Raw genomic sequence first — 19,246 nt, 5'->3', positions numbered from 1 at the left:
CTGACGGAATTTCTTTGCACAGGTAACGACGATGAAAATTGCCTTTGATGTTGATGTAATTAAAGACCTCGGGGTCACCCGTATGGTCCACCAGGTGGCGGAGTGGGGCTACAAGTACATTGAGCAATCGCCGCATCCGCAAATCAACCCGTTTTACAAGCACCCGCGTGCCAGCCGGGAGATTATGGCTGAGTACAAGCAGGCGCTGCGTGAAACCAGCGTGGAACTCTCTTCATTTATCTGCGTTTATCGCTGGTCCGGTCCGGATGAGCTGCGCCGTCAGGCGGCAGTGAAAAACTGGAAACGACTGATCGAAATTGCGGTTGAAATGGGTGTACAGGTGATCAACACCGAGTTCTCCGGCGATCCTAATCAGCCAGAGATTTGCGATGAGATGTTCTATCGCTCCATGGAAGAGCTGCTGCCGATTTTTGAACGCGAAGGTATCCGCGTTGAAATCCAGGCGCATCCGTGGGACTTCTGCGAAGAGAACAACGAAACCGTCGATATTGTGAAGTCATTCCGTAGCGATAACGTTAAGTACGTCTACAGCGTTCCGCATACCTTCTTCTATGACAAAGGTGTGGGTGACGTTGAGAAGATGCTGCGCTACGCGGGAAGCGATCTTTCTCATGTGCTGATTGCTGATACCCGCAACCATACAAAACATTGCCGCTATATCGTTAATCCGCCGGGAGTGGATGCCGTCGTTCACCAGCATGTGGGCGTCGGGGAAGGGGATGTCGATTTCGACGCGCTGTTCCGTACCTTGCGCGACATGAAATTTGCCGAGCAGACCTTCAAGGTTGGCGGTGAGCCGATTGTGGCTACCTCGCTGTTCGGCTACCCGGAAAAAATGAAATACCAGGCAGTGGAAACCCGTGAACTCATCGAACGTGAATTGCTGCGCCGATAAGGCGTAGCGGCAGGAGCCCCCTACTATGAACAAAGATAATGTGAAACTGGCTATCGCCCCGATTGGTTGGACTAACGACGACATGCCGGAGCTGGGCAGCGAAAATACTTTCCAGCAAATCGTCAGCGAAATGGCGCTGGCAGGCTTTACCGGTAGTGAAGTTGGCAGCAAATATCCACGCGATCCGGCGGTTCTGAAGCCGATGCTGGATATCCGCGGCATTCAGATTTGCAACGCCTGGTTTAGTACCTTTTTTGCCAATGGGCAGCGGGAAAAAACCATTGATGAATTCGTCAATCACATGAATTTCCTTCATGCGATGGGCGCAAAAGTGATTGGCTGTTCTGAGCAGAGCGGCAGCATCCAGGGTCTGGAAAAACCGATTCTTGGCAATGCGAAACCGTGCTTTAGCGAACAAGAGTGGCAACAGGTTGCGGAAGGCTACAACACGCTTGGTCGCCTGGCGGCAGAAAAAGGCATGCAGGTCTGCCTGCACCACCATATGGGCACCGGCATCCAGACGACAGAAGAGATCGACAAGTTTATGTCGCTGGTGGATGACAAAGTCTTCCTGCTGTACGACACCGGCCACGCCTGGTATTCCGAAGGCGGCGAGGAGCCGATGCTGGCGATCCTGAAAAAATATCTGCCGCGCATTAACCACGTGCACTTGAAAGATGTGCGTCCGCCGGTGATTGAGCAGGTGCGCCGCGAAGGGCTCTCTTTCCTTGATGGCGTGAAGAAAGGCACCTTCACCGTTCCGGGCGATGGCGTCATTGATTTCCGTCCGGTGTTCAAACTGCTGGATGAGCATGGCTACAAAGGCTGGATGGTGGTTGAGGCCGAGCAGGACCCGGCGCTGGCTAACCCATTCGAATACGCAGTAAAAGCACGTAAATATATTCGCGAAACGGCAGGAATCTAATCGTTGTTTCACTTACAGGCCATACCTCGTATGGCCTGCTTTTTTTCCTGTCTCACATCCTGAATCCTTTCGTAAATTGCCCAATCGCGCTGAGACGAATAAGCTGCGCTGAACGGTCCCCTCTCCCCCATCGGGGAGAGGGTGAGGGGAAAGACTTACTTCACTTCCGCTAGCGCGGTCTTATCCACATATGGCTTCATCAGCGCATCAGCCTCTTTCTGCGCCGCCTGGACTGCAGCTTCCGGGGTGACTTTTGCATCGTTTACCGCCGCGGCCAGCTGGTTTTCCATCGCTTTACGTACGGCGACGGTCTCCCAGGTGGAGTACCACGGATGGGCATATTTCAGCTGCTCGAGGGCGATAGCCGCGCGCGGATCCTGCTGCAAATAAGCCTTCATTTCCGGCGTATCGTAGGCGGCCTTGCGCGGTGAGAAGTAGCCAGTAAAGCGGCTCCAGGCACCGTTGACCTGCGGACTAACCAGATATGTCAGGAACTGATACGCTGCTTTCTTCTGCGCGTCGTTGATGCCCTTGAAGCTCACCAGGCTGGCACCGCCGATTGGCACCGCCCGCTGCTCTTTGGCCGGTAGCATCGCCACACCCAGCTCAAAATCTTTGCTGTTCTCGCGCATAAAGCCCAGCGCGCCGGTGCTCAGCATCGCCATCCCGACTTTGCCGGAGAAGAAACTGGCACTGATCTGTTTCGAATTCAGCACGCCGGAAGGCATCACTTTGTCTTTATAAACCAGATTCTGCCAGAAGCGCAGGGCGCCGATAGTGGTCGGCGTGTTGTAGTACACTTCGCCCGGATAGTCCTCGTTAAAGTATTTCCCGCCGTTGGCGCGCACCAGCGCCGAGAAGATCCAGCCGCCGTAATCATCGTTAGTCGACGGCAGCATGATCCCCCACTGGCCTTTACTCTCGTCGGTCAGCTTTTTGGCGTCAGCCAGCAGCTCGGCCCAGGTTTGTGGCGGCTGTTTGATCCCGGCCTGATCGAACATCGTTTTGTTGTAATAGAGGATCGGCGTCGAGTTATGGAAAGGGATCGCATAGGTGGTGCCCATGACCTGGGCATTTTTATGCATCGCAGGCCAGAACTCCTTCACCAGAAAATCTCCCGCTTTTTGATCGCCATACTGGAACAGTTCGTCCATCGGCAGGATCTCATCCTTCAGCGCCAGATCGGTGGTGAAGTTGGCGGACATAATCACCAGCGCAGGCGGTTGCCCGGCCTTCTGCGCGGATTCGGCTTTGATCTTGGTGGTGTCATAGTTGCCGGTAAAGATCCCGCGCACTTCGACATCCTGCTGCGACTCGTTGAATTCTTTAATAACGCGGGTCATCTCCATGGTCAGCTTGCCGTCTACCGGCGCTGGAAACATGAAATCGATCTTCTCTTTCGCCAGCGCCGCGCCGCTCAGGGCGAGACTAAGGCTGACGGTGATGGTCGCCAAGGGCCTAAACATGGTCAATCTCCTGGAGTAAATTATGCTGTTTCTCAGCATGAAAAAGATGAATATCGCCGGGTGAAAAGTCGAGGAGCAGCGAATCGCCTTTCTCCGGCACCGCGCCGCGATGGCGGCGGCTAAAGCGTAAAGTGCCGATGGGGGTGCTGACATGGAGCAGATAATCCGCTCCCATCAGTTCTCGTTGCAGCACGGTGGCAGGCAGGCGCAAATGGCTCTCCTCCACACGATCGCTGATATGTTCCGGACGAATGCCTAACCATACCTGGGACTCTTTGCGGTAGCGCGGCGGCAGCGGATGACGCTGTTCGCCGAGCAGTACCTCGCCGTCAGCGCAGGGCAGTGAGAGCAGATTCATCGCCGGGGAGCCGATAAATCCGGCAACAAACAGGTTGGCTGGGTTAGCGTAGAGATACTCTGGTCGCCCGACCTGCTGCACGTGGCCGCCGTTCATCACCACAATGCGGTCGGCCATCGACATCGCTTCCGTCTGGTCGTGAGTCACATAGACGGTGCTGGTTTTGAGCTGTTGGTGGAGGTCCATAATGCTGTCGCGTACTTCGCTGCGCAGGCGGGCATCGAGGTTGGAGAGCGGCTCATCCATCAGGAACAGGCGCGGATTGCGCACTATCGCGCGCGCCATCGCCACCCGCTGCCGCTGGCCGCCGGAAAGTTTCGCCGGTTTGCGCTCCAGCAAGCTATCCAGTTGCAGCATCTGTGCGACTTTATCCACTCGCGGCTGCCAGCTGGTTTTCTCCTCTTTGCGCACCTTCATGCCGAAGGTGATGTTGTCGCGTACCGACAGATGCGGAAACAGGGCATAGTTCTGGAAGATCATCGCGAAATTGCGCTCTCTGGGCGACATTTCGGTGATGTTCTCATCATGCAGCCAGATCTCCCCCTCACTGACCGGTTCCAGTCCGGCAAGCAGACGCAACAGCGTGCTTTTACCGCAGCCAGACGGGCCTACCAGCACCACGAATTCCCCGTCGTGAATATCCAGTGACAGGGCGCTGAGGGCCGGTTTACCGTCAAACTGTTTACTGATGTTTTGCAGACTAAGCATGGCGATTAGCGATCTTCCGTTGGGCAGCTGATATTTTCGTCGTACATCCACGGTCCGGCGTAGTGGGTCAGCGGATGCTGATAGCTCACCCACTGCTCGCCCACCTGGCGATGCATCAGGCACGACGCCGGGGAGAGGTCGTAATACGGACGGGTGTCTTCATGAAAATAGGGCACCTGGTGGACGGTTCCCGGAATGGTGGAGATGATGGCCTGGCGATACTGCGTCATGGTCAGGCTATGGTTATGGCCGCAGAAAATGCGCGTCAACGACGGGAAGCGTTCAACCAGCCCCAACAGACGGTGGCCGTTTTCGCAGGCGATAGGGTCCATCTGCGCGTTGCCCAGCGGCAGCGGTGGATGATGCATAAATACCGTCGCCGGTTTATCGCCGCCATCGAACAGCTGGGCTTCCAGCCACTTGATGGTTTCGTCGGTCAGCCAGCCTTTCGACGTTCCCGCCCGGCTGGAGTCAATAAACAGCAGGCGAGTGGTAAAATCGTCTACCACGTAATGCATGTTTTGCGCGTCGGTGCCGAGCTGTGGGCACAGCGGCTGCAGGTATTCCAGAAACAGCGCTTTATCGTCGTGATTTCCGGGAATGAGATACAGCGGATAGTTCAGGCTGCCGAGGATCTGGCGAGCGGCCTGGTACTCTTCCGGGCGGCCGCAGTTGACGATATCACCGCTCACCACCACCGCATCCGGGCGCTCCTGCAGGGCATTAAGCTGGGAAACCACGTCGGCGTTGGCGGCGTTAACGTCAATAAAGCCGTATAACTTCTGGCCGTGACTGCGGAAATGGGTATCGGAAATTTGCGCTAACAGCATGAATAACTCCTTATTTGATCCCGGAGAAGCCGAAGCTTCGCAGGAACTGTTTCTGGAAAAGGATGAACGCCAGCATCAGTGGCAGACAGACCATCAGCGTTCCGGCACCGATGATGCCCCACTGACCGCCGGATTCTGCGCCCATGGCGAAAGAGACCAGCCCCACGGTCAGCACCTGTTTATCCGGGTCGTTCAGCATCATTAGCGGCCACAGATATTCGTTCCAGTGGTAGGTAATGCTGACGGTGGCGAAGGCCAGCACCGACGGCCAGGACATCGGCAGCAGCACGCGAAACAGCACCTGCCACCAGCGACAGCCCTCCATCAGCGCCGCCTCCTCCAGCTCTTTAGGAATGGCGAGAAACGCCTGACGCATCAGGAACACGCCGAACGCCGAGGTGAAGTAGGGCATCATCACCCCGGTAAGGGTATTGAGCAGGCCGAAGGTTTTCAGGGTCAGCATGTTCGGCACCATCATCACCACCGGCATGATCATCAACTGAACGAGGAACATCAGGAACAGCGTCTTCTTGCCGCGAAATTCGTGGCAGGCGAAGACGTAGCCGGCGGTGGTAATGGTCAACAGCTGCACAAAGAAGGTGCCGAAGGTGAAGATAATGGTGTTGGCGTAGAGGCTTAGCCAGTCGGCGCTGGCCCAGGCATCGCGAAAGTTATCCAGCGTCAGCGGTAACCGGGGCAGCAGGGAGGCCATATCCTCGCCGAAGGTAGTGGCGCTGAACGAGGTCGCCAGCATCCATAAAAACGGGCTCACCCACAGCAGCGCCAGGCAGCACATTAATACCGTAAGCGTAAAGGGCTGCGAGCGGCGCAGGCGCAGCCATAGCGGGCGTGATGCGCTTTGTGAACGCAACACCAGCGGCGAGATTTCAGCGCTCATAGTGCGCTCCTTTCTCCAGCAGTTTGAGGTTAATCAGCGAGAAGGCGAACAGCCCGGCCAGCGTCAGGAAGGTAGCGGCGGAGGCTTTACCTAAATCATGGGTATCCCAGGCGAGATTCTGGATGTAGTAGAGCAGTACGGTGGTAGCGTTATCCGGCCCGCCGCGGGTCATCACCGCCACGTGGTCGATCTGGGTGATGGAATAAATCAGCGCCGTGGTAATGACGAAGCTCAGGGTCGGGCGCAGCAGCGGCAGAGTTACTTTAAAGAACACCTGCGTGCGGGTGGCGCCTTCCATTATCGCCGCTTCGCGCGTCGATGCCGGGATGCTTTGCAGTCCGGCAAGGAAAAACAGCATGTAGTAACCGGCGAACTTCCACACACCAATCAGCGACAGGGCCAGCAGCGCGCTATTGCTGCGCCCCAGCCAGTTGTTGTTCATCGGGCCGAACAGCTTCGCCAGATAGTGATCGAGCAGGCCGAGGCCGGGCATAAAGATAAACAGCCATAGCGCGGCGGCGCTGACCATCGGAATAATCATCGGGAAGAAGAAGGCGGTGCGCAGCCAGCGGTTGACGCGGTGGTTTTCGGTCAGGGCGACTGCCAGCAGCAGGGCGAGCGTTACGCCCGGCACTACCGTCAGCAGGATATAAAGCAGGTTATTCACCAGCGATTGCCAGAAGACGCTATCGGCGAACAGGCGGCTGAAGTTCTCCAGCCCGACATACTGGCCGCCATCGCTGACCATGCGGGTATCGAACAGGCTGTCATAGACCGAACGCCCCAGCGGGAACCAGGTAAAGAGCAATAAAAACAACAGGGAAGGCGACAGTATCAGCCAGGGGAGCCAGGTTTTTCTCATGGTGGCAGACGTCTCGTTCAGGCGTTTGTAGAAGCCCGGATTTTGAGAAGGATTGACTGCAAAAGGATGGCGGGGAGATGACGGTTTAATGACCAGAGGGCGAAATACCGGGCAGACGGGCCGCCCGGCGGTGAAGTCCTGAGTCAGGAGCGTTCAGGTTACGCCCCTGTGACGGATATCATTAGAAGTCGGCTTTCAGCACCACGCGGTAGCGAGCTTTGCCCTCGCGAACGTGCTTCAGCGCTTCGTTGATTTGCGACATCGGGAACAGCTCGGTGGTCGGCGAGACTTTGCTACGTCCGGCAAATTTCATCAACTTGCGCAGCTCGGACGGGTTGCCGGTAGCCGAGCCAGAGATGCTGCGGTCGCCGCCAATCAGGGTGAAAGCGGGGACCGGGAACGGCTTCATTACCGCGCCGACAGTGTGGAAGTTGCCGCCGTACGCCAGCGCTTCAAAGTACGGCTGCCAGTCGAGGTCGACGGCAACGGTGTTGATGATCAGGTCGAACTGCCCGGCCAGCGCTTTTAAGGCTTCAGGGTCGCGGCTGTTTACGACGCGATCGGCACCCATTGCCAGCACTTCCTGCTCTTTCGCCGAGTTTGAGCTAAAGGCGGTGACTTCCGCGCCCATCGCGTGCAACAGCTTGATGGCGATATGGCCGAGGCCGCCAATGCCGATCACCCCGACGCGGCTGTTTGCCGTGACGTGGTGCATTAGCAGTGGTTTGAAGACGGTAATGCCGCCGCAGAGCATTGGCCCGGCGGATTCGATATCGACGTTTTCCGGCAGCGGGATCACCCATTGCCAGTCGGCGCGCAGCTTATCGGCGAAGCCGCCGCGGTTAATAATGGTCGGGACCGATCCTTCCAGACAGTTGATCTGGTTGCCGCTGATGCAGGCATCGCAGTGGCCGCAGCTGCGCGCCGTCCAGCCGATACCTACTTTCTGGCCGATTTTAAGGCCCTTCTCCTGCGCGGCGCTGCCCAGCGCCGCCACGCGACCAATCACCTCGTGACCGGCTACCAGCGGATAGCTCGACATGCCCCATTCGTTGTCGATCATCGACAGGTCAGAGTGGCAGATCCCGCAGTACTCCACCTGCACTTCGACATCTTCCGGCTTGAGGTCGCCAGCATCGTACTCCCACAGCGACAGATCGGCGCCCGCTTCTTTGGCGGCGTAACTTTTAATAGTGCTCATGACAGGTTCCTTGGGTTTGGCGTAGTTTTGGCATCATTAAGAAGGAAGTGTAGAGCATGAGGCGGGGGGACGCTTGGCAGAAGGAGGGGGGAAGAGGGGTTGAGTAGGGGAGAGGAAATGTGAGCTCAAGAGGCTAACACACTGAGCAGATGAAAAATTCATCACTTGATGAGGATAGGATGCAACGCTGCTTGCATGGCAGCGTGTGACAGGTATAATCCACAACGTTTTCCGTATCCTTTCCGTGCCGGAGTGGCGAAATCGGTAGACGCAGTTGATTCAAAATCAACCGTAGAAATACGTGCCGGTTCGAGTCCGGCCTTCGGCACCATCGGAACATCAATAGACGTCAACGGACGTCTTTTTTTGTGCCTGAAATCCAGTATCCGCAAGGCTTTCCTCGCTTTTTCACTCAACAGAAGTCAATCTGAGTCAACCCACATCAAGATGCTTGTGAGTATAGAACCGAGTATATATGTTGGTTCGATAATGGTTGTATACTCACTTCGGCACATGGAAGGAGAACTTTTATGGCTCTGACAGATATCAAAGTGCGTTCTGCAAAACCACAGGAAAAGGAGTATACCCTTGTCGATGGGGATGGCATGTTTTTGCTCATTCACCCTAACGGCTCAAAATACTGGCGGTTCCGCTTTCGCTTTGGTGGTAAGCAGCACCTGATGGCATTTGGGGTTTATCCTGAAACGTCACTGGCTGATGCTCGTCAAAAAAGGGAAGAGGCCAGAAAGCTTGTTGCTGCAGGCATCGATCCCCGTGAACACAAACGTGCAGTGAAAGAAGAGCAGACGAAAGAGGCTATTACCTTTGAGTCAGTTGCCAGAGAGTGGCACGCAGCAAATAAAAAATGGACAGAAGAACATAGCCGACGGGTGCTGAAGAGCCTGGAAGATAATATGTTCCCAGCAATTGGGAAGCGGAGTATTGATAGTTTTAGTACGCGCGATCTCCTTGTCCCTATCAAAGTAGTTGAGGCTACAGGGCGTCTTGAAGTGGCTTCGCGTCTTCAGCAGCGTACCAATGCGATTATGCGTTATGCAGTGCAAAGCGGTTTGATCGATTACAATCCTGCTCAGGAGATGGCTGGGGCAGTTGCTTCAAGTAATCGTGTCCATCGACCAGCACTTGAACTGAAACGCTTACCTGAACTACTCCAGCGAATTGATAGCTACTCCGGACGACCTTTAACCCGTCTGGCTGTTGAGCTCACGTTATTAATCTTTATTCGTTCCAGTGAGTTGCGCTTTGCCCGTTGGCCCGAGATCGATTTTGAAAGGGCAATGTGGACAATCCCGGCAGAACGAGAAGCTATAGAAGGTGTTAAGCATTCGCAACGAGGTTCTAAAATGCGTACACCTCATTTAGTTCCTCTGTCTCGTCAGGCATTAGTAATCCTTCAACAGGTCCACAAGATCAGTGGTGATCGTGACTTTGTTTTCGTTGGCGATCATAACCCTCATAAGCCCATGAGTGAAAACACGGTGAACAAGGCACTGCGCGTCATGGGATATGACACGAAGGTTGATGTTTGTGGGCATGGTTTCAGAACAATGGCCTGTAGTTCGTTGATTGAATCAGGGTTGTGGTCGAGGGATGCAGTAGAGCGTCAGATGAGCCATATGGAGCGTAACTTAGTACGTGCGGCTTATATTCATAAGGCGGAACATTTGGATGAGAGACGATTGATGTTGCAATGGTGGGCGGATTATCTAGATGTGAATCGGGAGAAGGGGATTAGCCCGTTTGACTATGCGAAAGCGTAGTTAAATTGGAAGACTATTCGCAAAAAAGCACACTTTTGTTGGAATTTAAAATGCACTGTATATAATTACAGTTAGTTTGTTTCATAATCAATGCCTGGATACCAAGGAACTGGCCTTAGTTAGAAAAAAAAGGTGGCCATCGGGACTGGTTTCCGTTAGGATCTTCGGATCAAAAAGTGATGAAAAAGTCGATATGAAAAAGAAACCACTGAAGCAGTACAAGGTATCCTCGTTTTTCGCAGGGATTGGTGGATTCGATCTTGGTCTTGAGAAAGCAGGGATGGAAGTTGTTTTCCAATGCGAAATCAATAAGTTTTGCCAGAAAGTACTTAGAAAGAATTGGCCAAATGTACCATTACATACTGATATTACACAACTGAATGCTGATGAGATCCCAGAAAGCAGTGTTTGGTGTGGTGGTTTTCCTTGCCAGGATGTGTCGTCAGCTAACCAAGGAAAACGGAAAGGTCTAGAGGGAGCCCGAAGCGGCTTATTTTATACATATGCAAAACTCATCGAAGAAAGAAAACCTGAATGGCTTGTTATTGAAAATGTTCCCGGACTGCTCAACAGCCACAATGGACAAGACTTCAAAGTTGTCATCGATACGTTGGTCGAACTCGGGTATGGCGTTTCGTGGAGAGTATTGGATGCAAAATACTTTGGAACACCCCAGCGTAGAAGAAGAGTGTACATTGTCGCAAGTCTTGGAGACATGCGCTCCGCTCGAGTCCTTTTTGAACCCGGAGCAACTAGAATCGTTGATAAACAGGGCCAAGGAGAGAGGGCAAATGCTTCCGGAACCTCTGATACAGGCCTATCAAAAGCAGATATCTATTCTATCCAGCATGCAAGTATTGGACGAAAAGCAACCGCAGGACCTCAAGCAAAAGGATACAGGAACGACGGAGAAACCTACACCCTTGACTCAAGAGGAAGTTCAGATGCTGTATGTGCGCCGGATGCTGCCTTCCGAGTACGAGCGTCTGCAGGGATTTCCAGAGAACTGGACTCTAATCGATTCAGAGCAGTAGGGAACGCTGTCGCGGTCCCTATTGTTGAATGGATAGGAAAAAGAATTGTCCTTGTAGATCAGCAGATGCTCAACGAGGCATTATCGTAACAATACTATTATCTAAACGTAAAAATGATCCTTCGAATAGTTCAGGGCGTGGTGCGCCCTGATCTGTTAGAAATCTTACAAATGTTGAATAGTTGGTGAATAATGTTTTTGAGTCATCAATGATCAACGGAATCGGACCTGGATGTGGTTCATCCGATGTATCTTCCTTGAAAGCTAAAATACATAATGTCCAGTTATGGGCTTTCAGATCCCTGAGATTCGCATTCCTAAAACGTCTGTGTAAATAGTCATAGAGTAAGCTACCTACAGCAAAAACGATTTTCCCACCAGTTTGATCAACAACATTCCCTTTCACAAGAAATTGTTCTTGTTGTCGTCTCCATGCGTTGGTTTCGATAGTATTTGCTGCTACTGGTCTTCTTAGAATTTCATTTGTTGGAAATTCGAGATCAGCCCAAGCGGCAATATGGCGAGTAATGGCACCTGTGCTGCTCGTTTCCCCGCCACCCTGCATTTCGAGAAGGACTTCGTCAACTCTTCCTCTACCGGAAAAGTTTCTCATCACGTAGTCTGCATGGTAGCTATTATCTGAATCTGGTAAGGGAATATTGACTTCTCTTTTTACACCAATCTCTGAATCTTGCAGTTCAGGATCCTGATAAATCAGTTTTGCTACTTTCCGCAAAATGTCTCTCTGATGTTCAACTAAGACATTGTCAACTTGTTGTGTACGCTCACCTAGGATGATTGTCTTTTTTTGGCGGGTAGAACAAAGTCTATGCTCACAAACGATCCAAATTGTGCCGTCTGGTTTACGGACAGAGCAAACAGGATGATTATTTTTACTTACTTTGTCACAGGTACGATCCATAAAAGGGCATCGCGCCAGTGTGCCTTTTGATACGGGGACAATCTGGTGCTCCACGTCTGTTCTTTGGCCTAAATATTCCGCGATACTCACTGCCATTGCTCATTCCTCATTCAGGAGCTGTGTGTGATATGATCTCAGTGAGTAGCAATTTATGTCAATGAATTCATGGTGTTTTTGTATCCTAGATGTCAGTTTTCATTGGAATTCAATGAGGTTTTTGTTCGACGCCGCTCATCTCATGACTGTACTCAACATTTTCGATGTTGTAGTGAAGCACATATGTTACGTAAGGCGTGTTAGGGGGGATGGATTCCGTCACACGATGAGTATCATTTTGAATGAGCAGGGATTTAAATCGGTTTGGATCGAGCTACAACTGGCTCACATCGATAAGAACTCAATTCGTGGAACGTATGACAATGCTCAATATATGGAGGGGAGGAGGGAGATGATGCAGTGGTATGTGGGATTTATAGAAAACTAACTTAAAATGTGTCCCATAATTATTTCTTGTCTAGTACAGCACCATTACAATGGTTAAGGAACATTCATAAAAGGATGTTTTTAATTACAAATGATTTATCATTACTTTCGATCTGATTTTTTTGAATGGATTAAGGGCGCTGAAATAATTCAGGGCCGTATTCGGCCCTATTAGAGCAATGTATTTTGTGTTTTTGACTAAATACATTGAGTTAGTCTTAATCTATAAAAATCATACATTAATTACATCCCACAATGTTGTATCTATTTGCAATTGATTATACCTAGACTCATCTATAGCAAAACATAATAGGTGCTGAGGTCTTGAAAATCCCACATACATCATTTTTGCGTAACGTTCAACTAACGCCATTCTTACTTGCAAGGTTTTTATTTTTGCTTTTCTTGTTTTTTCTCCATATCCGTTTTTTAATTTTGTGATTTCAATCTCTATGTTATTAATATCATCTCTAATACTGTTAATGATATCAATGCAACTCTTTCCTTCAAAAAATTCTTTTAAAACAGAGGATTCATAATTTTTTTTGAAATAAGTTTCTAAGTACAATGTGGCGGAGTGTGTCTGTCCCTTAACAGAGTGAATTGTGCCTGTATAGTGCTCTGAACTTTTATTTGTATGCGCATCTTTAATGTTTGGAGTCGCGGTTATTATTTTTTTTGTTTCTTGCAGAAAGAAATTAGCGTCATTAATATCGATCTTAGAAAACTTTTTGAATATCCAAATGATTATTCTTTTAGACATTTCAAAATATACAGCGTCACCCACAATGAACTTGCTTGCAACTCTATATAGAAGTTTTTTTAAATTATCATAATTTTTCGCGTCTAATTTCTTAATGTATTCAGTTAATGTTTTTTTTGTGTAAAAAGATCCATCGGCATCTTTGATACTATATGATTTCAACAAAAATAGGGTTGCGTTTATTAATAAGCTGCATATGTCGTTTATTGTCACATTGCTCTTGTTTAATAATTTAAGAAAATGGTCATGCAATGTATTTAAGTCATTTGACTTTAGTTCTGGTAAATTATCTATATTTATAAAGTTTACAAGAGATAGTTTGTCATCTTCCCTTGGTTTTGCAACCCAAGCAATGCTTGCTCTTAGCGAGTTATCCAGTTTAGGAATTTGACCTGAATTTAAATAACCATCATAAAGCTCATTGAATTTTGGGATGACTTTTTTTATATCTTGACTTCGATAACATAAAATAATTGGTTTTATTTTTGATTGATTATTATTTCCTATAACTATGGCATGTGTGAGGGACAATTTACTTACAACATTTGCAATGGGCGAGCTAAGCCTATGACTGCCTTGAATATTTAATGTTGAGGGGCGTCCAACCCAGTTTATACTTTCTTCATTGTCTGTGTTGTAAATTGCTTGGTTATTATCACCTATGCGTTGATAAACTGTTCTTCCATTATTAAGACAATTCTCTAAAAGCGAATATTGTAATGCATCCATATCTTGCATTTCATCTACAAATGCATATTGAAATCTGTTACCAATGGTATCAATTATTTTTGGATATGCATTGATAAATTCATTGGCGAAGATATAAGCATATCTGTAAGATAGAATTCCATTTTTAAATGCATCAGTGAATAACATCTCCAATCCTTTGAATTTTAAGTTCTTTTCGTCACTTAATAGAACGGTTGATTCACCTGAAACTTGAAATTTTCTATCTATTAAATCAAAATATAAGTTTTTAATATTTTCTTCAATTAAAAATTCACATATGTTATTTATAGTCTTACTGTCTTCTTTACCAATGCTTTTCCCGAGTCGTTTAGCTTCATTGATATTTCTACCGTAAAAAAAACTTGCTAGTTTTCCATAATTGTCATTCCATTTTATTCTCGTGTAAGATTTAATTAATGATTCAATGAATTGTTGATCATCAACTATTCTTAATTGAGCATTAAACCTAAGTTTCAGGTAATGACCTGCTAGATAAGTATTTGTGAAGCTTTGTATAGTTCCAATGAAATTAGGATAGGTGAACAGTTTTGGACAATGCTTTCCAATTCTACTTTTAAGTTCATCAATTGCTGCGTTTGTATGGGAGATCACCAGAATACCCCGACCATCTGAAAATGGCATATATCTTTCTAATATAAGGAGTTTTGCTAGTAACGCTGTGGATTTCCCACTGCCCGGTACTGCTTGTAAATCTATAGTTTGTAAATTTCTTATGAAATCAATACGTTCTTGATCAAAACGATCTCCATTTTTTAATAGAATGGATTCAGCATATAAAATATCATTATCACTTATTTTAATTACAGACATATTTGACCCCTTCAATCAACGAAGAGATATATCTGTCATCTTCTTGTAAGTTTATTCTATTGTCGTGTTTTTCAGAGGATGGATCAATTATTTGAGCTAGTTGATATGCAAAGTCTGTTTTACATAGACTTTTATTGAATAATTTTATTGCTAACTCTTTTTCAATGTCATCCTTGTTGATGTTTTTGTGCATATCGCAAAGGACTTGTTTTGAATATTCACCTAAAATAGGAGACTTTAGAAGGCTATATTCTAAAGTCCAGTACTTTGTTACAAACACTCTGACATTTTGACTGTTGAACTCCTTCTCTTTTTCAATTACTTTCCTTGTTGATTCTTCTTCAATTATATCTTCATCTATTTTTATATAATCATACTCATTTTTTTTTGTTTTATCTTCTTTATCATCATTAATTATTTTTCTTTCGAAGGCTCGAACATCAACATCTGTGATTATTGCAATGGGTATTGGAATCAGCGGTTCATTATTCCGAAGGAATATTTTACTAAAACGTATGAATTCTGCGCTGGCAACATTGACAACAGCTATGCCCGCATCAGTAAAGTCTTTCTTAATTACCCCTTGTTTTTTTAGAAGTTTTGCTATGGCTGGCAAGAGGATTTCTTCAGACCAACCTTCCACCATTAATACTCCTTTGGCAAAGAATAAATTTGATTTTGTGACATCAAGAAAACGCTCTAAATACAGATAATCTCCATTTTTTACGTCTAGCTTTGTATATTCTTCCCCTAGAGGGAAAACATTTCCAGAATGGCAAAGGATTAAGTTTTCTAAGCGAACTTTAGATGTGAGATTTGGGCTGTGTGATGTGATTAATATTTGTATATCATTATGTTTTTGTAATGATTCAATAACTTTCATTTGAGCTTGCGGATGTAAGTGTGCTTCTAGTTCTTCAATTAAACATAGTTTTAATCCAGACCAATCACTCTCCTCTAAATGAAGTAACTCTGCAGCCATAAACAATTTATTTAATGTTCCTAGGCCAGGATTAATTCCATCTTGTATCTTCAGGGCTAACTTTTCTAAGATAGATTTGATGTTGGCTGGGGTTACTTCAAAATTTGTCGATATTGATTCATCAATAAAATCTCTGGCGAATCCTTCAATTTTATCTTTTAATTCTTTACCTTTGCTGTCATCTGGAATTATATTCCCTTGTGAATCTTTTCCTTCAAAGTAAAGCGATACGTTAGTGTTGAACTCTATAAAAAGATCAAGGAGTCTATGATTTTTATCCTTATCATTAAAGGCTGCATGAGTTTTAAGTATTTGTGATAGCCTGGAGTTTTGTTTAGGAGTTAAATCAAAATTAGCATCGCGAAGTGGTTTTAAATATGTTGTTTTTAAATACTCTTTTGCTTCAGATTTAAGTGTTTTCCCATGGTTGTAACTTCCTGCATTTATATCTGATTGTATTATCCTTCCATTTTTTTTATATGCCTCGTAAGATAATGTCAAAGAAGGATGAATCCTATCGCCGTCACGATGGTATTCTATCCATTCATTAAAGTGATGGGCTTCTTTTTCCATATCGTCAAAAAACAATTCAATTCTAAGTCGGTCTGTATTTTTATAAAAATCATTTTCGTCAACTTTGATCCATTCAAAACTATGTGTTTTTAAAACTAGTTTAATAGCATCTATTATCGCTGTCTTCCCTGAGTCATTTTCACCTATTAAAACATTAAGACCTTTTTTAAGGTGCAGACATAAATTTGGTTTGTTTAGATCTATCTCTTCCGGAGAGCCATACTTTCGGAAGTTCCATACTTTCAAAGTTTTCAGGTACATAACACCACCAAGATTGTTCAATAACCTATTGATAGTAGTGGTTTTATGAATTTTTAAAAGTACTTTCAAATCAGAATGAGATAGAGGCGTCAATTTCTCCATCATGCAGACACAACCTTCTAAAGGAATATTGTGTTTTTGCAATGCGTGCGACGCCAATACAAATGTGTTTGTGGTCGTGCTCAAGAAAAGACCCTCACATAGGGACGGTGCTGCCTTATGAAGGATTTCCGCACTACCTTCGGAGCCGATGCAACATACCCCATCAGGATACAGTAGAACCATAAGCAATTTATAAAAAGCAGTACTTTATGAACTGTAATGGTATCTTCGTGAACTATAATTAAGTGTTATCATATTGATTTATATGCAAATTATTATTTATCTTATTCTAGAAAGATGTTACTTAAAAGACTATTAGTCTTTTAAGTAACGGTGCATACTTCGAAAAAACGCGATAATATTTCGATACGAGGTGTGTATATGTCATTGGAAAGTATGGTAAAACTACTTGAAAGGTTAGCATTGATTTCTGACGATCTCACTAAGTTGGCTCTCTCAATAGCCATCCTTCTTTTTGTCTACTCAATAGCTGTAGGTAAGTGATATGAATTTTCTATGGAAACCAATGCCTTACTACATTATGAGAGATTGCGGTCTCTTAAAACAACTTAAAAAAAACCAAGTATCTCAAGGTATATCAGCGTTGAAAATTTTCATGTTGGTTTGCTTAAAATCTGAGATTGATGAAAATGGTATTTACAGTGCTAGCCTCACCTATGATCAGATTTCGCAACTCTGTTCATTGAGCAGGAAGTTGGTTAGCGATGGATTGCGTTTCTTAGAACGCTCTGAAGCTATTGAGGTTTCTGGCGACCGGAAGAAGAAGTATATTTTGCTTAATTGCGAGCGGAAAGATGGGGTCCGAAGGGTTGCCAGGTTTAGCTCTGCCAATGGGCATTGGTGTAAGCTACCGTTTAAAGGGGTCGTTGATGAAAAAAACAGAATCACGGCCTTTGAGTCTATGACTAACCGGAGCCTTCACGAGCTTAATGCGATGAGATTATTTTTGTACCTACTCATGGTGCGCTCCCGCGGATGTCCGCATTCCTCTGTAACATTGAAAACAATAAAAACAAGACTATCAATAAATTACCAGGAGATAATGATAGCAATTGGTTATCTTCAGTCTCTTGGTTTGGTGGTTAAGGTTGACGTTGGAACTAACACAATCGGAAGTTATGATGAGCGATTTGCACTTTCTTTTTTAGTTTGTGGTTGGGAAGGTCTGGAATGGAAGCCACGATATCTCTCTGAGGAACAGTGGAAAAACCAGATAACTGATGTTTTCTAAACTTTTTTGAAGCTGAATGAAATTGGTGTTTTTGTTTTGGGGGTAGATATTTACATACATCAATGATGGTCATATCGTTGTTTGATTAATGAAGTACACAGTTTTGATTGTTCAGTTGAAAATATATATTCGTTTTTCGGATGTGTCATTGATTTTTCTGGATGAAGGGAACCCTATTTTTTACATTAAAGAAGTCATAATGTTGCTCTCATCTTTACAGCTTTTCAAAAATCATCTCCGATGAAATCCGTTTGGGCATCATGTTGCTGCTCAGAGAGATGGGAGAGCTGTGCGTATGCGACCTTTGCACTGCGCTAGAACAGTCACAGCCCAAGAGCTCCCGCCACCTTGCAATGCTTCGGGAAAGTGGCCTATTGCTGGATCGCAAGCAGGGGAAATGGTTCATTACCGCTTATCTCCGCATATTCCTTCCTGGGCTGCCCAGGTGATTGAGCAGGCCTGGATAAGCCAACAGGACGACGTACAGGCCATCGCCCGTTAGCTGGCATCAGCCAGCTGCTCTGGCAGCGGTAAGGCTATTTGTATCTAAAAAATTTGCCTGCACATATATGTTTTTACGAATATGAAATGTTAAAGATGACAACATTAACGGTGTTTGATCCGGCAATGTGCTGCAGTACCGGCGTTTGTGGTTCAGATGTTGATCAGATTTTGGTCGATTTTTCTGCTGATGTGCAATGGCTGAAGGGCGTGGAGTCCAGATCGAACGCTTTAACCTAGTGCAGCAGCCTATGAGCTTCGTTCAGAATGAGAAAGCGAAAGCTTTCCTTGAAGTTTCTGGAGCTGAAGGGCTTCCGCTACTGTTACTGGATGGCGAAACGGTGATGGTCGGGCGATACCCAAAACGCGCTGAACTGGCTCGCTGGTTTGGTATAACGCTGGAAAAGGTGGGTTTAGCTTCCACCAGTTGCTGTGGTGGTAAAACTTTCTGTGGTTGAGTATGTCAGGAGGACATATGAAATTCTTACAGAATATCCCGGCTTACCTGTTTTTTACTGGTAAGGGAGGAGTAGGTAAAACCTCAATTTCCTGCGCAACGGCTATACGTCTGGCTGAACTAGGGAAGCGTGTTAAGTAATCTGTCCACTTCAAAATATCGGACTCCTGTTAACGCTATGCGGGCGTCTACCTTTCGCTCATAGCAGACGTCGCAACGTTTCAGGCGGTCCGCCAAGTGCCAGGAGCGGACATTTGTGACCAGTTAATCATGCCAACAAGATCTTAACGAAGGCATCCCAGCGGCCTTCGATGTTGTCTTTGTTGATAGGGAGCAGTGTTTTGCGCATCGTTATCCTGTAAGTATCCCAGCTTTAGTTCCACGCACTTTTTGAGAGTTCCGATTTTTCAGC

14 protein-coding genes, 1 tRNA gene and 4 pseudogenes are annotated in these 19,246 nt (G+C 46.7%); 10 read left to right on the top strand and 9 right to left on the bottom strand.

The window, feature by feature from the left end; genetic code table 11:
• Positions 1-31 precede the first annotated feature (31 nt).
• On the top strand, positions 32-916 hold the full coding sequence (locus QVF11_RS17565; protein ID WP_287858467.1) for a sugar phosphate isomerase/epimerase family protein: 885 nt from the start codon (positions 32-34) through the stop codon (positions 914-916).
• A gap of 25 nt (positions 917-941) precedes the next feature.
• The gene (iolE, locus tag QVF11_RS17560) at positions 942-1,841 is read left to right on the top strand and encodes a myo-inosose-2 dehydratase (protein WP_139541034.1); all 900 of its coding nucleotides are present in this window, start codon (positions 942-944) and stop codon (positions 1,839-1,841) included.
• 155 nt (positions 1,842-1,996) lie between these two features.
• On the opposite strand, the gene QVF11_RS17555 is transcribed toward iolE, so the two are convergent.
• From QVF11_RS17555 to ahr, 6 genes are all read right to left on the bottom strand, one after another.
• Positions 1,997-3,307, bottom strand: a complete 1,311-nt coding sequence (locus QVF11_RS17555; protein WP_142512853.1) for an ABC transporter substrate-binding protein — start codon at positions 3,305-3,307, stop codon at positions 1,997-1,999.
• On the bottom strand, positions 3,300-4,373 hold the full coding sequence (locus QVF11_RS17550; RefSeq protein WP_287858464.1) for an ABC transporter ATP-binding protein: 1,074 nt from the start codon (positions 4,371-4,373) through the stop codon (positions 3,300-3,302). Before QVF11_RS17550 ends, QVF11_RS17555 begins: the two co-directional genes overlap by 8 nt.
• Positions 4,374-4,378: 5 nt before the next feature.
• Positions 4,379-5,203: a phosphodiesterase gene (locus QVF11_RS17545; protein ID WP_112216285.1), complete on the bottom strand. Its 825-nt coding sequence runs from the start codon at positions 5,201-5,203 to the stop codon at positions 4,379-4,381.
• 10 nt (positions 5,204-5,213) lie between these two features.
• Positions 5,214-6,101 (bottom strand): carbohydrate ABC transporter permease, encoded by an 888-nt coding sequence (locus QVF11_RS17540; protein WP_139541038.1) that lies wholly within the window; start codon positions 6,099-6,101, stop codon positions 5,214-5,216.
• The gene (locus tag QVF11_RS17535; protein ID WP_112216287.1) at positions 6,091-6,963 is read right to left on the bottom strand and encodes a carbohydrate ABC transporter permease; all 873 of its coding nucleotides are present in this window, start codon (positions 6,961-6,963) and stop codon (positions 6,091-6,093) included. The genes QVF11_RS17540 and QVF11_RS17535 overlap by 11 nt, the downstream gene beginning before the upstream one ends.
• Before the next feature lie 181 nt (positions 6,964-7,144).
• Positions 7,145-8,164 (bottom strand): NADPH-dependent aldehyde reductase Ahr, encoded by a 1,020-nt coding sequence (gene ahr, locus QVF11_RS17530; protein WP_287858461.1) that lies wholly within the window; start codon positions 8,162-8,164, stop codon positions 7,145-7,147.
• Positions 8,165-8,410: 246 nt separating this feature from the next.
• Between ahr and QVF11_RS17525 the strand changes: the two genes are divergently transcribed.
• The 3 genes from QVF11_RS17525 (at position 8,411) to QVF11_RS17515 (ending at position 11,068) form a co-directional block, all read left to right on the top strand.
• A tRNA-Leu gene (locus QVF11_RS17525) sits at positions 8,411-8,495 on the top strand.
• A 199-nt stretch (positions 8,496-8,694) separates the two neighbouring features.
• Positions 8,695-9,945, top strand: coding sequence for a tyrosine-type recombinase/integrase (locus QVF11_RS17520; protein WP_089642848.1), 1,251 nt, complete (start codon positions 8,695-8,697; stop codon positions 9,943-9,945).
• 193 nt (positions 9,946-10,138) lie between these two features.
• Positions 10,139-11,068 (top strand): DNA cytosine methyltransferase, encoded by a 930-nt coding sequence (locus QVF11_RS17515; RefSeq protein WP_089642849.1) that lies wholly within the window; start codon positions 10,139-10,141, stop codon positions 11,066-11,068.
• On the opposite strand, the gene QVF11_RS17510 is transcribed toward QVF11_RS17515, so the two are convergent.
• Positions 11,049-11,996 carry a hypothetical protein gene (locus QVF11_RS17510; protein ID WP_287858460.1) on the bottom strand — a complete coding sequence of 316 codons (948 nt, stop codon included), beginning with the start codon at positions 11,994-11,996 and terminating at the stop codon, positions 11,049-11,051. The two genes, QVF11_RS17515 and QVF11_RS17510, sit on opposite strands and share 20 nt — an antisense overlap.
• Before the next feature lie 166 nt (positions 11,997-12,162).
• Here QVF11_RS17510 and QVF11_RS17505 point away from each other — a divergent pair.
• Positions 12,163-12,384 (top strand): annotated as a pseudogene (locus tag QVF11_RS17505) (hypothetical protein); the annotation flags it as partial.
• A gap of 231 nt (positions 12,385-12,615) precedes the next feature.
• Here QVF11_RS17505 and QVF11_RS17500 read toward each other — a convergent pair.
• Both QVF11_RS17500 and QVF11_RS17495 read right to left on the bottom strand, forming a co-directional pair.
• On the bottom strand, positions 12,616-14,706 hold the full coding sequence (locus QVF11_RS17500) for a UvrD-helicase domain-containing protein (protein ID WP_130975525.1): 2,091 nt from the start codon (positions 14,704-14,706) through the stop codon (positions 12,616-12,618).
• Positions 14,693-16,627, bottom strand: coding sequence for an ATP-dependent nuclease (locus tag QVF11_RS17495; RefSeq protein ID WP_287858456.1), 1,935 nt, complete (start codon positions 16,625-16,627; stop codon positions 14,693-14,695). Before QVF11_RS17495 ends, QVF11_RS17500 begins: the two co-directional genes overlap by 14 nt.
• 523 nt (positions 16,628-17,150) lie before the next feature.
• On the opposite strand from QVF11_RS17495, the gene QVF11_RS17490 reads away from it, so the two are divergent.
• The 4 genes and pseudogenes from QVF11_RS17490 to QVF11_RS17475 all read left to right on the top strand — a co-directional run.
• Entirely contained in the window at positions 17,151-17,876 is a 726-nt protein-coding gene (locus QVF11_RS17490) for a hypothetical protein (RefSeq protein WP_089642852.1), read from the top strand.
• Between the two features lie 199 nt (positions 17,877-18,075).
• Positions 18,076-18,378 (top strand): annotated as a pseudogene (locus tag QVF11_RS17485) (metalloregulator ArsR/SmtB family transcription factor).
• Positions 18,379-18,473: 95 nt separating this feature from the next.
• Positions 18,474-18,835, top strand: a pseudogene (arsD, locus tag QVF11_RS17480) (arsenite efflux transporter metallochaperone ArsD).
• A 17-nt stretch (positions 18,836-18,852) separates the two neighbouring features.
• Positions 18,853-18,969, top strand: a pseudogene (locus tag QVF11_RS17475) (ArsA-related P-loop ATPase); the annotation flags it as partial.
• Positions 18,970-19,246 lie beyond the last annotated feature (277 nt).

It is taken from the genome of Klebsiella sp. (assembly GCF_027492335.1).
GTDB classification, from domain to species: Bacteria; Pseudomonadota; Gammaproteobacteria; order Enterobacterales; family Enterobacteriaceae; genus Klebsiella; species Klebsiella huaxiensis.
This window is presented reverse-complemented; position numbering and strand designations above follow the sequence as displayed.

Excerpts from the sequence above, each read along its gene's own strand:
- QVF11_RS17540 (WP_139541038.1), bottom strand. The coding sequence starts at position 6,101 with ATGAGCGCTGAAATCTCGCCGCTGGTGTTGCGTTCACAAAGCGCATCA.
- QVF11_RS17555 (WP_142512853.1), bottom strand. The coding sequence starts at position 3,307 with ATGTTTAGGCCCTTGGCGACCATCACCGTCAGCCTTAGTCTCGCCCTG.
- QVF11_RS17495 (WP_287858456.1), bottom strand. The coding sequence starts at position 16,627 with ATGATGGAGAAATTGACGCCTCTATCTCATTCTGATTTGAAAGTACTT.
- QVF11_RS17520 (WP_089642848.1), top strand. The coding sequence starts at position 8,695 with ATGGCTCTGACAGATATCAAAGTGCGTTCTGCAAAACCACAGGAAAAG.
- QVF11_RS17550 (WP_287858464.1), bottom strand. The coding sequence starts at position 4,373 with ATGCTTAGTCTGCAAAACATCAGTAAACAGTTTGACGGTAAACCGGCC.
- QVF11_RS17510 (WP_287858460.1), bottom strand. The coding sequence starts at position 11,996 with ATGGCAGTGAGTATCGCGGAATATTTAGGCCAAAGAACAGACGTGGAG.
- QVF11_RS17535 (WP_112216287.1), bottom strand. The coding sequence starts at position 6,963 with ATGAGAAAAACCTGGCTCCCCTGGCTGATACTGTCGCCTTCCCTGTTG.
- QVF11_RS17515 (WP_089642849.1), top strand. The coding sequence starts at position 10,139 with ATGAAAAAGAAACCACTGAAGCAGTACAAGGTATCCTCGTTTTTCGCA.
- ahr (WP_287858461.1), bottom strand. The coding sequence starts at position 8,164 with ATGAGCACTATTAAAAGTTACGCCGCCAAAGAAGCGGGCGCCGATCTG.
- QVF11_RS17565 (WP_287858467.1), top strand. The coding sequence starts at position 32 with ATGAAAATTGCCTTTGATGTTGATGTAATTAAAGACCTCGGGGTCACC.
- QVF11_RS17500 (WP_130975525.1), bottom strand. The coding sequence starts at position 14,706 with ATGTCTGTAATTAAAATAAGTGATAATGATATTTTATATGCTGAATCC.
- QVF11_RS17545 (WP_112216285.1), bottom strand. The coding sequence starts at position 5,203 with ATGCTGTTAGCGCAAATTTCCGATACCCATTTCCGCAGTCACGGCCAG.
- iolE (WP_139541034.1), top strand. The coding sequence starts at position 942 with ATGAACAAAGATAATGTGAAACTGGCTATCGCCCCGATTGGTTGGACT.
- QVF11_RS17490 (WP_089642852.1), top strand. The coding sequence starts at position 17,151 with ATGCCTTACTACATTATGAGAGATTGCGGTCTCTTAAAACAACTTAAA.